This window comes from Xenorhabdus eapokensis (assembly GCF_001908105.1).
Genome location: NZ_MKGQ01000010.1, coordinates 1 through 17,465 on the forward strand (window position 1 = coordinate 1; position 17,465 = coordinate 17,465).

Consider the following 17,465-nt stretch of genomic DNA (forward strand, 5'->3'; position numbering starts at 1 on the left):
ATGATAAAATCTTGCTGTGACATAGCCTTTTGTTCCTTTATTTCTCTATTTTTGACGACTTAAAGTTATAAAGGAGCGGCTATGTCATTTCAACTCACCCTAAAAGTCGAGCATCGCGTTAATTTAGGGAAAACCAGATATTACTCTGGTTTTCCCCTGCTGTATTATGATTACCTATACCAATAAATGTTTAGTCTTTTTTGTCAGCATAAGGACGAACATATTTCATAATACACTCCAGTTTTTCACAGGTTTCCTGCCATTCTCTTTCTGGCCTTGAATCTCTGACCAAGCCGGCACCCGCCTGAAGCCAACAACGTTCTTGATGCTGATAGAAAGAGCGTAATACCAGCGCGGCATCCAGTTTACCTGTGCTATCCAGCAGCATGACACAACCACTGTAAAGCCGACGTGGTTCACCTTCATAACGAGAAATCGCTTGTAAAGCAGGTTTTTTCGGTATCCCTGACGCGGTGACGGCCGGGAATAAGGCAATAAAGGCATCCCAACGATTTTTGCCTGTCTGTAGTAACCCTTTTACTCGTGATGCTAAATGTTGTACCGAACCACGTTCACGAATAGCCATAAATTCTGATGCACAAAGCGTGTCTGGCTGGCAAATCGGCGCTAATTCTTCTAATGCCAGTTTGACCGAAACCGCGTGTTCGGAAATTTCTTTTGGATCAGAAAGTAAATCGGCTCGCAATTTTTGATCTTGCTCCTTGTTATGTGTCAATGCTCTGGTGCCTGCCAACGGCTGGGTATTAACCCAACCCGAACCTTCTGCCTCAACGACGGTTTCTGGACTGAAACCATAAGCAGAGAAATCGCCATCACGTAAGAAGAAAGAGCGGGCAGGTGTGTTAGCCTGACGTCCCAGCCAGTAACTGTGTGTTATATCAACATTTGAACCAAGCTCAACTTTGCGTGACAGGATCACTTTTTGGTAGTGACCGGCGGTAATATCTTGAACCGCATTTGCAACGTTGTTTTGATAATTTTTTGCCGCATCTGCTGGGGTGATAATTTCCATCTCTTTTGTATAGGGGAAAGTCGGTGTGCCTAATTGATCAGCTTGCTTGATTTTCTCGCCCAATATGGAGACTTGCGCTTCTTCCAGTGTCCGTATCAGCACCTGTCCTTGAGTTATGCGTAATTCATGCTGTGGAATAGTGATTTTCATTAGCGCTTCATTTTGTTGTTCTAATGATGGCTCTAACGGTATCCCATACGTCATATGGGAAAACTCGAATAATGTTTTGCCATAAGCACGCCAGTCTTTAATCGGAACAGCATTGAGCGTTTGCTCAAGTTTTTGGCTGAGTGTATTGATATCGTATGGTTGGCGATAGCCCTGTGAATCAATCAATTGTCCCGATGCATCTGCGCTGATAGTTGCAGCACAGCCTATACCCATTGACCATTCACCTTTTATTTCGTAGAGCATACAAGGTTGTGCATCATTATCGGCAAGTAAGCGGGTAACCAGATCTAACGGATTGCTGGTAATCGCGATCGTCTGTTCATGGTATTGCTGCATTGGGCGGTTGTTTTCTGCTTGTGCCATCTGTACTAACTGGCGTTTATCGATTTTTCCTACTGCGGTTAATGGCCAATACGCCACAAATAACCATTGGTCAGGGATTTTATGACGCTGAACGCCTTTCTGATGCAAAAATGCTTGCATCTGTGCGGGATCGGGTTGGTTGATGCTTTTTGGCAGGCAAGCACAAATGCATTCCCCCAAAAGTTCATCAGGAACCGCGATGACAACGGCGTCATCAATATCTGGATGTTGCAGCAGCAAAGTTTCAACTTCTAGTGTTGAAATTTTTTCACCGCTGCGGTTAATTTGCTCTTTAATCCGTCCCTCAACGATCAGGTTGCCATCAGGTCTGATGCGAACCAAATCGCCTGTGCGGTAGAATCCATCGGTGGTGAAAGCGACGGTATTGTGCTGTTCAGCACGGTAATATCCGGTAATGGTGTAGGGACCTCGTGTAATCAGTTCGCCTACCTCGCCGGATGCGACGGGTTGCAGATTAGTATCAACAATTTTGATCTCATCTTCTTCTGATAGTGGGCGCCCTTGGGTGTTAATAACGACTTCATCAGGATCATCCAGTCGGGTATAGCAAAGCAATCCTTCCGCTGTACCAAATACCTGTTGTAAAGGACCAAGGCGTGCCATGATCTGTTCTGCCAGTTCTGGTGTTAGTCTGCCACCACCGACTTGTAAGCAACGTAAGGACGAAAGGTCACTTTGTTCCCAATCGCGCGCCTGTTCCCAGAGTCGGGCAAGAGCCGGTACGAGTGCTACATGAGTCACCTTATGCTGCTCGATCAATGGCATAGCTTCATCACAACTGGCGGTATCACTGAGAAGTACACATCCTCCCTGAGAAAGTGTGCCCAGAATACCGGGGCTGCCTAAAGTGAAATTATGGGCAACAGGCAATACGGCTAAATAAACACTTTCAGTGTCGATTGCGCACAGGCGGGCTGAAAGCACAAAATCATAGGTATAAGCATCGTGGGTACGCGGGATTAATTTGGGTGTGCCCGTTGTTCCTCCGGAAAGCAAAAGTACGGCAATATCGCCATAACCTGGACCAGGAATATTGAGTGGTTCCTCCTCAATGGAGGCGAATGGGGTAAATTCTTCAGCCTCTCCATCCACGATAATATGTTTAAGTTCGTCACAAGATGCTGCAACTTCCCGCGCCATTTCTCGATAATCAAAACCGTGGATACAATCAGGAATAATATAAGCTACCGGACGTGCAATCTGGCAAAGCGCATGAACATCATGTGCCCGTTGGGTAGGCATTAATAATACGGGGTGAGCACCTAGTCTGAACAAGGCAAAACAGGTGACAACAAAGGAGATACGGTTAGGGAGCTGTACCATAACATTATCACCACGGCGTATTCCACGATGAGACAATCCGCTAGCTAACCTTTCCGCAGATTGATGGAGTTCATGGTAAGTTAGCCGTTGTTCTTGATCAATCAACGCGGTTTTATCTCCCCAGATACTGGACCATCCGGCAAGCTGCTGATCCAGCGTTTTGCCATTCCAAAGATAATTGGGTGTCATAGTCAGTGTTTTTCCTAGGATAGAAAAAGGTGCCATTATGCGAACTCCTTTGAATAAACATATTGCATAAATTGGGTAATGTGATGAATAAAGCTTTGTGGCTTTTGCGTAATGTAAAAATGATCGCCGGCCATCTCCTGGCAGCAATACGTAAGGTTTTGCTTGTCACTTGCCAGCCAATGATGCCATTGCTGAACTTCCAAAGCGGAAGCCTCTTTATCTTCGTTGCCATAAAGCAACAACGTGGGTGTTTGTAGTTTTACTGGATCAGGTTGAATAGCGTGGTAATAGTGTTCTGTAGCAAAAAAATCAGCCCGTAACATAGGTAAAAACAGGGCAAGTAATTCGGGATCTGCCTGTAAAATCGGGCTGCAACCACCGATATCAATCAGTTGCTCAATGAATTCATGATCAGGCAATCCACTCAGTTGGCGGCGGGATTGAAGATGGGGAGCATGACATCCCGAAAGTACCAATGCCTTGGGGGCACAGTTATATTGTTCAAGGCATCGGCAGGTTTCAAAAGCGACCTGAGCCCCCATACTGTGGCCGGCCAGTATCAGCTTCTCTCTCTGTGCGGGAGTCAATGATCGGATCACATCAGCAAGTGACTGAGCCAATGGCGTAATGCGGGTAACCGCATGTTCATTCATACGGCTGTCACGTCCGGGGTAAATCACCAGTGAAACAGCGATATCTGGATTTTCCAGTACAGACCATTGACGGAATGCGCTGCTGCTGCCCCCAGCAAAGGGGCAGATTAATAGCGTGTATTTGGGTTCGCCACGAGGTGTCAGACACGGGCGGATCATCGGATGTGCGGGGAGTGCCCAATTCATAGCAGCATTCTTCCTTAATGATTATCAACAGGTAGCATCAATTGAACAGGATCAATCCAGACCGGTGGCTGTAAATCCTGAGTAACTGGCTCTCCCATCATGCGTAAAATTTGTTGCCACAAGTCGGCCAACCGCAATTGGTAGTCGTAGCTAAAAGCAGGGGGGCAGAGTGCGCCATTCAATACTGAACCTAAGGTATTTAGTAGCAATGCCACACCTTCGGCACCATCACATTCAAATGCTGTCATCCAATTTGGCGTTGCCGGACAAAGAACTTGTGATGTTGTTTGGTGCAGATAGGCACCATCCGGCTGACTGGCCGTCAGATAGAGACTCTGACCATTATTCAGATGATTCGGGGCATGAAGAACCGGTGTCCAGATCACCGGCCCATAACTGGCTTCCTGCGTAAGATAACCGGCCGGCCAAATCAGCGTCATTTTATGCATAGCAAGGTTGTGCATATCGGGATCTCTGGGATCCAGATAAGATTGAACGTCTAGCGCTATGGTCGTTCCTGCAAAGCGCAGTTCAAAGCCATGAAACACATTATTCCGTTGCCCCATATAGGCAACCTCGATCTGTTCCGGGCAATGATTGGCCTGTAACAACAGATCAAGTGCGGAAAACAGTAACTGGCGGCTGGTTGTCAGATAGCCACTTACCGGACGTTGCTGTGATAAGTGACTGATTTGATGAGCAGCATGTAACCAACTTCTGCCGGCATGGCATTGGCTGTAAAAGCTGTTTACCCAAAACATAACATTATGCTTGTTAGCGGCTGACTGGTGTCTTTTGATCGCTTCTGCACCAAGAGGGTGCTCCTGAATGACAGAAATACCACGTGCCAATAATGCCTGGGTTAATTGATCACCTGTACCGCCGATCACTTCTGCGCGTATGACCACACAGGCAATATCGATCTCATCCGGCAATTCATCCAATGAGCGGAATAGGGGCACATTGAAATCGTGGGCAAGCTGCTGCGAACGAGGGCTTCCTTGCGCCAGAATACCGACCAGTTCCAGATCTGACTGAGGCTGTAGAAACGCATTAAGATACAGTTCACCAAATTTCGAACCGACAATCAGAACCCGCCGTGGCTTTATCATATGTTCTCCTTAACGGGCTTAACAGTTGGGACTGAATTCAGGATGTTTTTCAGACACGCAACCAGAGAGCCGACATGTGTGTGTTGGAATAGGCTGTAATGATCACCATCAAGTTGTGTCACATTGACTGGCCCGAAAGCCTGCCAACCAAGATCAGTTGAGGTGATGGTGGTTGGATCGAGGTAAGCCATAAAATCAGGCAATGCCTGTTTTGCCCGAATAAGGCAGAAAGGTTGTGGAGTTTGTGGTGGACAATAGTCAAGCAATGCCCGCAGATTATGCTGCCATACGGCATAAAGCTCAGTCAGTGAGCTATCGATTTGTGCAGATTGCGGTAAGGCTTTGTGCAGAGCTTGCAGGAAGGTTTCCGTGTTTGCTGCGATAACACTGTTATCCAGTTCCAGCCCAGGGAATTGTCCCTGTAAATCGAGCAGGAAATGATGATGACAGAATGCATTATCCAGCGTCAGATCCGGGCGCACATTCGGAGCGAAACTATCAATCAGAATGCAATGGGAAACACTTTCACCGGCAGCACGTAATTGGTGAGCCATTTCATAGGCGACTAATCCACCAAAAGACCAGCCCGCCAGCGCGTAAGGTCCTTTAGGTTGGAAATGACGGATCTGGCTGATGTAATCAGCAGCCAGCGCATCGACAGAAGGTTTGTCGGTGTTCATGCTCTCAGGCGCAAATGCCAGACCAATTATGGGTTGGGCACCAAAATTGGCTGCTAAATGACGATATCCTAACAAATGTCCACCAATGGGATGGACGATAAACAAGGTTGCTTGTTCTAAGGTAGATCGTTCTAAGGTAGATCGTTCTAAGGTAGATCGTTCAATGTTTCCCTTGTTCAGTATCACGCCTTGGCAAGCATTTTTGGGTTGATGCTCAATAAATTCTGCCAATGAATGTACGGTATCGTAAGTTTGCAACAGGCTGAGTGGGTATTGGCGATTAAATGTCTGATTAATTTGCACCATTAATCGCACCGCTGCCAGAGAATCCCCCCCAAGGGTAAAGAAACTTTCATGCACGTTAATATTTTGCTGCTCTAATACTGATTGCCAAAGGTTTAATACTGTCTGTCCTGTCGCGCTGAGTGTCACTGATGGGATTGAATCACCTTCTTGCGTTTTTTCAGCCAGAGTAATCAATGTACGCCTGTCGATTTTACCGTTATCAGATACGGGTATGGTATCGAGCATGATAAATCGTTGTGGGCACATCCAAATTGGCAATGTTTGCTGCAACCAGTGCGGTAATATCGGTAACAGTTCGGTAGATACTGGCGCAGTATCGGTCAAACGTAAACCTGCGACGAGTTGCAATGCCCCGTTTGACGTCGTATGTGCAAATACTATCGCTTGTTGTATATCAGGGTGTTCATATAAGCGATGCTCGATTTCGCCCAATTCAATCCGGTAGCCCCGAATTTTAATCTGGTGATCATTGCGCCCCAAAAATTCGATATTACCGTCTGGTCGCCAGCGACCTAAATCCCCTGTGCGGTAAAGCCGCTCGCCTGTTTGAGGATGCGTGATAAATGCTTGTTGCGTTTTTTCTGCATCCGCCCAATAACCCAATGCGAGTCCTTGCCCACCAATATAAAGCTCGCCAGTTACCCAGACCGGACAAGGTGACAGTGTTGAATTAAGCACATAGAACGTCTGATTAGCCAAAGGCTTGCCATAGGGAATGCTGCGCCAATTAGGATCGATGTGGGCGATAGGATAAGCAATAGACCATATTGAGGCTTCAGTTGCACCACCCAAACTGAGCAAGTTAAGCGCAGGGTGAAGGGCAGACAATTTTGCGGGCAAATGGGTGGGTATCCAATCCCCACTCATTAATATCCAGCGCAGGCTATTCAGGGAATGAGGATAACTACGGGCATACTCCTCAAGCAGTTGCACAAATGCTGGTACGGAGTTCCAGACAGTAACCGATTCTTGCTGTAACCATGTCAGTAGTTTGTCAGGCTGCCGAGTGTCACCAGGGGCAGGAATAACCAGTTTTGCCCCACAGCTCAACGTGCCGAACAGGTCATAAACGGAAAGATCGAATGTTAACTCTGATATTGCCAGCACGCTATCGTGCTCATTGAGTGCAATGCGTTGGTTAATATCCAGAATAGTGTTGACTGCGCCCTGATGGTCTATCATTACGCCTTTTGGTTTTCCGGTGGAGCCGGAGGTGAAGATAACATAGGCTAAATCGTCTGGACGTACAGATAAATGTGGCTCTGCGGTTACGGTTAAGCTATTGAGCAATGTCTCATCCAGAGAGATGAGATGGATATGTTCAGGCCAACTTATCTGTTGAGCAAACTTAGGCTGCGTCAGTACGGTATTCACTTCCCCTGATGCCAATAGCTGATGGATCCGCGGTTGCGGATAACTGGCATCAATAGGCAGATAAGCCCGTCCTGCTAATAAAATCGCCAGCACTGCGACAACCTGTTCCCAGCCTTTTTCCATTACCACCCCGATCAGGGATGAAGCCTGATTTTCCTGTGCTTGCAGATGCGCTGCCAGCCTCAGGCTGTGTGACCACAAAGTACGATAGTCAATCTGACGAGAGGGATCAACCACAGCGGTACGTTGGGGATAACGATTTACCGCCTGTTCAATCAGCGAGCAAAGCGTGTGTGGAGGAAAAACATTTTTTGTCGCATTACTGTTCTGACATAAAGCGAGATCATTTGTTGGCAGCCAGTCAGGAAGCGGCGTGCTCCATTGGTAGTCCGGTTCAAGCAAGGCAATGACACAAGCCTGATAATGGGCGAACATATTTTTTGCAACCTGAGGTTGGAACAGTTGTGGCAGGATAGCCCATTGTATGGTGACACCACCTTCTGCACCGGAAATTAACATACAGTCGAGATAAACATGGGGAGTTTGCGCGCCAAAGAGATTCAGTGTGCCTAACCCTGACGGTCCTTTGCCCGCTGTACCGGTTGTATCGTTGAATACGATTGGCATACCGGCGTTCAGGTTGTGGCGGTGTTGGTTTTTCTCCCTGAGTACTAATTGCCCGTCAAACAGCGCATGTTGGAGATCGGCCAGCCATTGCCGTTGTATCCGGCTGACAGCATCACTGAAACCGCTGATGTTGCGTAGATCCACTTCCAGCAATGAAGTGGTAGACAGATTGCCGACTAACATATCGCAATACTGTGGCATTAACAGACGGTTACCATGCAGAACATTGATGGTAAAATGCTCGTTATTGCTCCACCTTGACAAAACATGGGCGAATAACGTTAACATCACTTGCGAAGGCGATACTCGGTATTCGGCGGCACGTTGTTGTAAGCGCTGCCATTGTTGTGGACTGATATATCCGGTCAGGCACTGTTGATCGAGTTGCTGTGACTGGTGATCTTGCAGTGGTAACACCGGAGCATCAGGCAACGAAGGTAAGCGATCAAGCCAGTATTGCCGGCTTTGTTGCCAGGTTTCTCCAGTTTTCTCATTCTCTAATGCCTGAATATAGTCGCCAATCGTTGCTGCCGGTGGCTCTGGCTGCCAGTCAGGTTCCTGATACCAATGGTGTAAATCACGCAAGATTAACGTCAGGCTTTTACCATCCGCAACCAGCAGGTCGATGGTTAAATGCAATACATGCGCCTGATCATCGGTGTGGTACAGGGTTAAATCAAACAGCGGCCAGTTATCGCTGGGAACGCCTTGAGTACGTAGTGTGTCGCGGGCATGATTCAGTTGTGCTTCGCGTTCATTTGGCATCATGCTACGGCAATCAATGATTGTTGGTGTATAGCAGGGAACCTCCGGCAAAATACGATATTGCCCATCCTTCACATAACCGCGTAATTGCGCATGATGGTTTATTACACGGTTCCAGGCGGCGGTAAAACGAGGCAGATCAAGTCCGTTGATAGCCAGTTCAGCATAGAAATGAGCGATACCGTTACCAAATTGGAACAGTTGGCTTTCTCCCAACCAATAAGCGTGTTGCAATGCTGTAAGTGGCAAAATTTGTTCGGATGCCGCTTCAGTTTGATGTGCTATCGCAACTGTCGTTGAACGGGTCTCAGCAACTCGCAAGGTACGGCAAAATTCACTCAATTTAGGGTGTTCGAAGAGCTGTTGCAGATTGGCGTGTTCGTAACCCTGGCGACGTAGCTGCACTACCATGCGGGTGGCAATCAGGCTGTCACCGCCACTTTGGAAAAAGTCACTGTGGCGCTGTATTGACTGAGGCAGCAGTGAACGCCAGAGAGTAATGACTTGTTGTTCAATCTCATAAAGTTGGTCATTTTCTGTTTCTGGTTGTTTGGTCTCTGTGGTGAATGCTTGAGCCGTCCTCTCTTTGACTGTCATTATCAGCGGCAACTGCTCTTGCTGTTGAATATGCAATGAGTAAGGCAAGGTAGAAAATTGGGCGGCTATTTCACTGATATTAAGCCGCGTTTGTTGTTCAGCCCGTGCCAGGATCAGTTGTTGATGCAGCTCTGACCCGTTTTGTCCCGGCCATTCCAATGAAACCCGATAACCGGATTGCGTCAGACACTTCCGCCAGTCCGCCAGTTCCATCAATGCACTATTACTGTCACCGCGATCATCAACCCAGGCGTTAATACCTTCAATAAACCCGACGCTGGCGAGTTGCATGGCACTTTCGCGTTTGGTTGATTCAATAATCAGCAACCATCCACCGGTTTTCAGTAACCGAGACAAGCGTCGCAGGGTGTTTCTCAGATGGGTGGCATCATGTAATACGTTAACCGCCAGAATCAGGTCATAACCGGATTCTGGATGCTGGCTAAAATCAATCTGCTGGTTAATATCGAACAGGGCAAATTTTACGGTTTCGCCGTGTTGGTTGAGTAACTGGCGGGCATCATCCAAAAATAGCGGAGAAATATCGGTAAAGTGGTAGCTTTGAATGGCGTGGGCATTGTGTGCCAGTACTTTCTCTGAGGTTGCGCCGGTTCCTGCCCCGACTTCCAGTACAGCGAAATGTTCGGATGTCTGGCTCAATTGTCGGACAATTTCAGCGGCTGCCTGATTCAGGCAACGTAATGCGGGGTTCTCACTGTAAAGGCTGGCTGTGACTTGTTTATCGGCGAACAGCAGTTCCAATGCATTGCCACGTCCGGCAAGCAGGGTGTCGTGTTGTTCGATACAGGTTGTGACATAACGACTAATAGTCTGGCACCACTCTGCATCATCCAGTTTTGCTGTCGGGATCGGAACATGACTAAGCGGTTGCAGACAACGGTATCCGCCAACGGTTTGTTCAATAAATCCCTGCTTATTGAACAAAGTCAGCCATTGGGTAAGCAGGCGTTGATACTGTGGTGCCAGTTGTAAGCGTTGTTCAATCTCTTCACGAGAGTGAGATTGTTGTACCGCAGTGAATAAGTTATGGCGCAGTAAAGTCTGGCTCAGGCCAAATAATGCCTGTTGCTCAATATGTTGCCAAGAGCGCTCAAACACTTGTTGTTCTGCCAAGGTTGGTAGCGGTAAGGTATCCGTGTTGATAACCTGTGGTTCTGGTAGTGATAATGACAAATTATCTTCTGCAACCCACCATAGGTTGTAACCTTGTACATCATCCTGACGTGGCTGAATTTCTGCCATCCGTATTTCAGGTTTAGCACGCAGATATTGTTCGGCTTGACGCAATTCAGGGTGTTGCGGCCAGAAGTCATAACGCGTATGACCAGACGGTGGCGTATGAAGGTCATAATCCTCCATGCGTTCAGGCTGGTGACAAATGTGTGCTAACAGCGCGTTATAAGCGGCAAACAGTGACTCAATGACACCTGCCTCCAGCACATCATCCATACAATACCAGTTGAACAGCAGATCACCATCGACTTCCATAACCTGATGATCTAACCAGACTTGCGGTGTCTGACTCAGAACAAAGACCGGATCGCCCAGTAATTGGGTGATGGATTGTTTGATAGCGACACCTTCTTGTGCCATGCCTAACATACTGGTGAAAACAACCGGTGTCAGTGGCTGCCTGTTTTGGCTTTCGCCCTGTTGTTGGCGGCCAAGCTCTCGTAATACCTCGACACCATTAACATGACTATGGCTCAACCGTTGCCAGAGCAAAGCCTGCGTTTTTTCCATGCTGGCGCGCAGGGACGTTGTCTTGCGTAAATCAAAATCCATCAGCATAACTGAGGTAAAATCCCCAATGAGTTCTTGCACCTCTGGATGGAAAGGTTGCCGGTTGAAGAAGGTCAGGTTGAGAGTAAATAACGGATGACGGCTGTACCATTCAAGGGTATGGGCAAACAGCGTCAACAGGCCAGCGGAAGGTGTGACTCCCCATTTTTTCCAGCCTTGTTTAAGACGTTGCCAGTCAGATCGTGTCAATCGACCTTCATAAGTCGTGAATTGTGGCTGGTGACGTTGAGACAATAGTGGATCCAACGGTAATCTTGGCGCCGGAGGTAATGAAAGGAGTTGCTCCTGCCAGTATGCCCATGATGCCCGCCACGCTTTACTTTCACGCTGCGCTTGTTCTGCCATCACATAATCGCGGAAAGTAAATGCTTGTGGAGCCAGAGGTTGTTGATGATAAGCGAGTTGTAGATCGTCCATCATGATGCGGAAGCTTTGCACATCAAACTGCAACAGATCCAGATTCATATGTAAGCGGCAGCGTTCATTTGGTAGCAGTGATACAGAGACTTCAAACAACGGCCACTGTTCGGCAGGCGGTACTTGGTAGGAGAGGGTATGACGACGCTGAGCCAAAGCCTGTTCGCAGGCCGTATTATTCAGTGTCCGCAAATCATCCTGAGACAGAACATACCACGGCGTTTCCGGCAAAATCCTTTGTTGCCCGTCTTCATCGACTATCATGCGCAACATGCCATGACGTTGAATCAACGCATTCCATGCCTGTTCAAAATGTGGGATATCAAAACTCTCCAGAGCCAGATCCCATTCAAATAAGACGTGACAAGCGACACCACCAAAATCAATGGCCTGTGTACGACCAATCCAGTAAGCGTGCTGAATGGGGGTCAGAGGAAATGGTGCGTGACGCTGGGAACGGTCAATAATCACCTCTGGTTGGGAAGAGACGACAGGTTGTTCAGGCAGGGCATCCCCAATGAGTGTATTAAGCCCCTCTAGCGTCATATTCTGATAAGCCAATTCAGCGGTTAATCTTAAGCCAAATTGCTGGTGGATCACCGCATTCAGTTCCAGAAACAGCAGGGAATCCAAACCGAATTGCAATAAATCCTGTTGTGATGCTAAACGTTCAGGTTGTTCTAAGCGTAATAATGTTGCGACCCGTTGACGCAGCCAATAGAGTCGTTGCTCACTATCCTGATACAGCGTGTTATCGGCAGGGTGTGAAGAGGCCGATGTGGTAACTGGATGGATAACATCAGCCTGTAAGCGGCGCAAAATATCAGGATGATGCTCATCTAACCGCATTGCCAGATGGCAAGGTGATGTGGTGTACAGCGATTGATTGAGATGCCAGATACCTTCATTTGTGCTGAAGGGTAACATGCCATCTTGCGCCAGTTTTTCCACTAATCGTCGGTCGCTGGCCATACCAATGCCACCCCAAACTCCCCACACCAATGTCTTAACCATCAATTGATTTGGTGCTGTCAGCGCTAAAGATTCCAGACAAGCGTTGGCGATGGCATAAGCACCTTGCCCTTGGGCGCCTAACATGGAGGCGGCAGAAGCGTGAAGCAGCAAATATTGTGCATTATGCTGTTGGAGCGCAGCTTGCAATGCCAATGCACTGTGCGCTTTGACGGATAATACCTGTGACAAGTGTTGACGCTCAAGTTTTGCCAGTGGGGTATGGTCAGCAATGCCTGCGGCATGGATCGCGCCAGCGATACCCTCCCCTTGTGCCAGATCTTGCACGGCATTTAACAAGGCTTGCGTATCAGTGACATCAAGGTTAATCCAGCGTATTTCACATTCGCTACTCAGGGACAATGCTTGTACAAACGTATCCCAATCTGCCTTTTTGCGGCGGGCAAATACGGCAATCTTACGGGCACCTTGGGCTAGCAACCAACGAATGGAGATCTGACCAATACCGCCCATGCCGCCAGTAACAATATGCCAACCCTGGTGGGAAATGGATATTGCCTGCGGTGATAGGTGTTGCGATGATAATAATTGGCGTTCCAAAACCGGAGCAGCGACCTGCTTGCCGCGCACTCTCAGCCAGCGATGCTGTTCATTCAGATAACCAAGCGCTAATGACAAAGCATCAGCATCATTGATATCAGCGATATCAATCGCCCGGATGCGACGATGGGGGTACTCTTCAACCGCGACACGCAGCAACGCCCAGATAGCGTATTGAGCAGGGTTGATATCCTCTTTTAATAAGGTGGATTCTGGTTGGGCGCAGCAGGTGACAACGGTTAAAGGTGCTGTTTCATCGCGTTTTAGCTCACTAATAACTTGATCACATAATGCAGTAATATCATTGCCTTCAAGCAGTAATAACGTGTTTCCGCTTTCAGGTTGTAAATGAATGCCTGCCTGACGCCAATGATTAATGATCTCGCCATTTTCTATTGAGGTGCGAAGAGTATAGGTTGTTGAAGATTCCGGTGTATCCGCGGTGTTTATTGTGCGCCAATGCAAGACATAATGAGTATCAGGGCATGGTTGTGGTGCAGGAAGCCATGCTGTTGTCATAGATTGGGATATCACCGATTGACGAGGCAGATCAGCACGATCACTCAACAGAGCGAATAAACGCTCGCCAGCATAGATCAGTGCCGGAAAAGCCGCGAATAAACTCGCCTCCAATAACCGACGCTTAACATAAGGCAAGGCACGGTAAGGACGATATATTTTGCTTACCGTTGGGCTGGAAACCGCCTGATAATAACCTTGCTGAACACAGTGAGTTAATAACTGTTCCAGCAAAGGACGCCAGCAGGGTTGTAGTCGGCCAGCCCGGATCGTGTCGATGGCACTGAAACCTTGTTCAGCATCACGTCCGTGACACTGATATACCAATGCGTCGGTATACAATGCCCGCAGTATTAGCGCGTCGGGGTTTTGTTCAATGGCAGGGTCGAGCAGGGCATTGACATTAAGTTCAGCATGGGTATTGGCGAAGGGTTGCTCGGTTTTATGTGTCGGTAATCCGGTTGCAGAGAAGCGGTAATGCTGCTCATCAAATGGATAGAGTGGCGCATGGCATTTTACTCCGGTAAACGGGAAAAGCGGCTGCCAATCAAGATGTGCACCAGCACAGTAAAGTTGCAGAAGAGCTGTTTGCTGAGCTGTCTCTGGGGAGCCTTGACGATTTGCACTCGCCATCCAGGTTTCCTGCGGCAGACTGATACGTCGTCCGATCCCTGTTAGCTGGGCATCAGCCCCAAATTCCATGAACAAGGTCACACCTTGCTGGCGGGCAAATTCAATGGCTTGATAATAACGAACCGTGTGGCGCATATGGTGACACCAGTAATCTGGTGAACCTAATTGTTCATAATCTGCAAGATTGGCTGTTAAGGTGGAAATTAGTGGAATTTCTCCTGATGCAGGGTGTAACCGACGGCAATGCTGGGAAAATGTTTCCAGAACAGGATCAAGCATGGCTGAATGTGCCGCACAGGCAACATTAAGGCGCTGGCAACGAATCTGCTGCTGTTCCAGACGTTGTACCAGGATATCAATTTCTGCCTCTGTACCGGCCCAAACCCAGTGCTGCGGGCCATTGCAAACCGCCAGATCCAATGCCAGTGAATGGGTAAAAGGCAGAATATCGTCTTCGTTGGCAAAGACCGCCAGCATTGCTCCGCCTTGGGAACAGTTTTGCATGAGCTTGCCTCGTACCGCGACCAGCGGCATGACCTGTTCAGGTGTGAAGATGCCGGCCACAACGGCAGCCGCAAATTCACCGACGGAATGCCCCAGTACATAATCAGGTTTTAGCCCAAGTGCCCGCCAATGCGCAGCCAACGCAATTTGATGTGCCACAATGGCCGGTTGTGCATATTCGGTGGTCGCTAATGCGCCATCCTGTTCGCCGAACATCACGGTTTTTAACGGCAATGCTAATTCAGAGGCGCAGGCAGCAGCGCAACGATCTAACATGGCGGAGAAAACCGGAGAGCTGGCATACAGGGCTTTTCCCATGCCAGACCATTGACAACCCTGACCACTGAATTGCCACAGTTGCTTGTTTTCGCTCTTGGCTTGTCCGCTAAACATGTTTGGTGTTGGCATATTGTTCGCAAAAGCGGATAGGCTGGCAGTATTTTCCTCAAGATTTTGTGGTGATATTGTCAGCGCTAAGCGCCAGGGCAGGGAAAGATCACGTCCCTGTAATGCAGTCCAGGCCAGATCGGCATAATGTTCTGGGGCATTATTGAGCGCAGTCGCGTAGCGTTGTGCCAATTGACGCAATGAAGATTCAGAAGCGGCAGAAAGCAGCAATGGCGCTGTTGGTGAATGGTTAACATGGCGACGTTGTAATTCTGTTGGCAACGATTGCACCACAATATGACAGTTGGTGCCGCCAATACCGAATGAAGAAACACCGGCGGTACGCAATTCTTGCGTCCATTGTTGCCCTTGTGTTGCCAGCCTGAATGGGCTTTCTTGCAGTCGTAATGCCGGATTGGGTTGCTGTACATTGATCGTTGGAGGAATGTAACCATGCCAAACGGACAAAACCGTTTTGATCAAACTGGCAATGCCTGCGGCAGTATCGAGATGGCCGATGTTGCTTTTCACTGAGCCAAGGTAACAAGGCGCGGCTCCGGCATGGCGGTCAGAGAATATGCTGCGTAATGCGTCAACTTCTATCGGGTCGCCAAGGGGTGTTCCTGTGCCATGTGCTTCAATCATACCGACATCATCAATGCTGACATCTGCCAGTTGTAATGCTTCGCTAATCACACGGCGCTGACCATTCACCGACGGTGCAGTAAAGCCCACTTTTTCGTTGCCATCGTTATTGATGGCACTGCCACGCAACACGGCCATGATGGGATCGCCATCGCGTAAGGCATCACTCAGACGTTTCAGCGCGACAACACCAACACCATTGCCGCCATAGGTGCCATTTGCCTGACTGTCAAAGGGGCGACAATGTCCGTCAGGTGAAAAGATCATCCCAGGCTGATACGCATAACCGCTTTCTTGTGGGAAAGAAACCGCCACACCACCGGCCAAGGCCATGTCACACTCACCGGAACGCAGGTTCTCGCAAGCCATATGTACGGCAACCAGTGAACTTGAACAGGCCGTTTGGACAGTGAGTGCAGGACCTTTCAGATTTAATTTATAGGCAGTACGAGTCGCAAGATAATCTTTATCGTTACTCATTAACGCCTGTAACCCTTTCACTTTGCCGACATCGGTCATGGCAAACTGTGACCATGAAGGCCAGGTACTGATCCGACTGCTACCAAAGACACCGGTTTTCAGGGGAACATGACGCGGTGCATAACCGGCATGTTCAAGCGCATGCCAGGCGGTTTGCAGGAATAGACGTTGCTGAGGATCGAGCATTTCTGCTTCCTGACGCGAATAGCCAAACAGCGTGGCGTCAAATTGTTCTGCGTTCTCCAGTATCGCCGCCTGATTGACAAAGTTTTCACTGTTGATGATTTCAGGAGGAAGACCTGCATCCAATAATGTTTGACGGGAGAGTGTCGTTGTACACTCAACCCCATGTTGCAGGTTATGCCAAAAAGTATCGCTATCGGGTGCCTGTGGAAAACGGCAGGCAAGGCCAATCACTGCGATGGGATCACAATTATCGTAGTGAGGCGTTAAGTTAGTCATTGTGCAGCTCCTTTATGACGTTTTTCCCGTTGTTGCAGACGCTTTTGTTGTTGACGTTGACGAAGGGTAATTGACGGGCTATTGCCGTTTTGAACCTCTTTTCGGCAACGTAAACTGAGCGTCTCTGGTGTTGGATAAGCGAATAAATCAGTCACAGCAAGATGCTGGAAACCCGCATGTTGTAATTTGTTATGCAGTTGGATTAGCTGTAGCGAGCTGGCTCCTGCCTCAAAAAAGTTTTGTTGTGCATGTATCGGATGATGGGTGACAGATAAAAACAGGCGTTGAATTTCATTGCATGTTTCACTGCATACTTGTGGTTCGAATTCTTCTAAGCGCGGTGATGATGCAATAGCCGCAGCAGGACGATCTGCATCTCTCACGCTTTGCTGACGTGGCACCAGTTGCTCCAACGCTGAATGCCAGCTTTCCGGTTGTGCAGCGAGGGTACGCAGTAGCGTCAGATAGCTGTTGAACATGTTTTGTAACTGGGGCGTGTTGATGTTTTGTGAGGGATTATTAAACAGCATGATGATTTGGTATAATTACTTTCGCCAAAAAACAACCAGACCTCACCATCATGCCGCGAACTATGTTAACAGATCTCCAATGGAATAAGCTA

General features: G+C 48.3%; 5 protein-coding genes. All 5 read right to left on the reverse strand.

Annotated features, from left to right (window positions below; translation table 11 throughout):
* Positions 1-190 precede the first annotated feature (190 nt).
* Genes Xedl_RS35645 through Xedl_RS08970 form a run of 5 tightly spaced genes read right to left on the reverse strand, consistent with a single transcriptional unit; the run spans position 191 to position 17,322 of the window.
* A complete protein-coding gene (locus Xedl_RS35645) occupies positions 191-3,100 on the reverse strand; it encodes a salicylate synthase (protein WP_279625354.1) in 2,910 nt (969 codons plus the stop codon).
* A gap of 35 nt (positions 3,101-3,135) precedes the next feature.
* Complete coding sequence (locus Xedl_RS08955; RefSeq protein WP_074023572.1) at positions 3,136-3,912, reverse strand: thioesterase II family protein; 777 nt, start codon at positions 3,910-3,912, stop codon at positions 3,136-3,138.
* Between the two features lie 41 nt (positions 3,913-3,953).
* Positions 3,954-5,051, reverse strand: a complete 1,098-nt coding sequence (locus Xedl_RS08960; RefSeq protein WP_074023475.1) for a Gfo/Idh/MocA family oxidoreductase — start codon at positions 5,049-5,051, stop codon at positions 3,954-3,956.
* On the reverse strand, positions 5,048-16,843 hold the full coding sequence (locus Xedl_RS08965; protein WP_074023476.1) for a hybrid non-ribosomal peptide synthetase/type I polyketide synthase: 11,796 nt from the start codon (positions 16,841-16,843) through the stop codon (positions 5,048-5,050). Before Xedl_RS08965 ends, Xedl_RS08960 begins: the two co-directional genes overlap by 4 nt.
* Complete coding sequence (locus Xedl_RS08970) at positions 16,840-17,322, reverse strand: acyl carrier protein (protein WP_158024358.1); 483 nt, start codon at positions 17,320-17,322, stop codon at positions 16,840-16,842. The genes Xedl_RS08965 and Xedl_RS08970 overlap by 4 nt, the downstream gene beginning before the upstream one ends.
* Between the last annotated feature and the right edge of the window lie 143 nt (positions 17,323-17,465).

Bases quoted from the DNA above. Each gene is read 5' to 3' on its own strand.
- Xedl_RS35645 (WP_279625354.1), bottom strand. From the start codon at position 3,100: ATGACACCCAATTATCTTTGGAATGGCAAAACGCTGGATCAGCAGCTT.
- Xedl_RS08955 (WP_074023572.1), bottom strand. From the start codon at position 3,912: ATGATCCGCCCGTGTCTGACACCTCGTGGCGAACCCAAATACACGCTA.
- Xedl_RS08960 (WP_074023475.1), bottom strand. From the start codon at position 5,051: ATGATAAAGCCACGGCGGGTTCTGATTGTCGGTTCGAAATTTGGTGAA.
- Xedl_RS08965 (WP_074023476.1), bottom strand. From the start codon at position 16,843: ATGACTAACTTAACGCCTCACTACGATAATTGTGATCCCATCGCAGTG.
- Xedl_RS08970 (WP_158024358.1), bottom strand. From the start codon at position 17,322: ATGTTCAACAGCTATCTGACGCTACTGCGTACCCTCGCTGCACAACCG.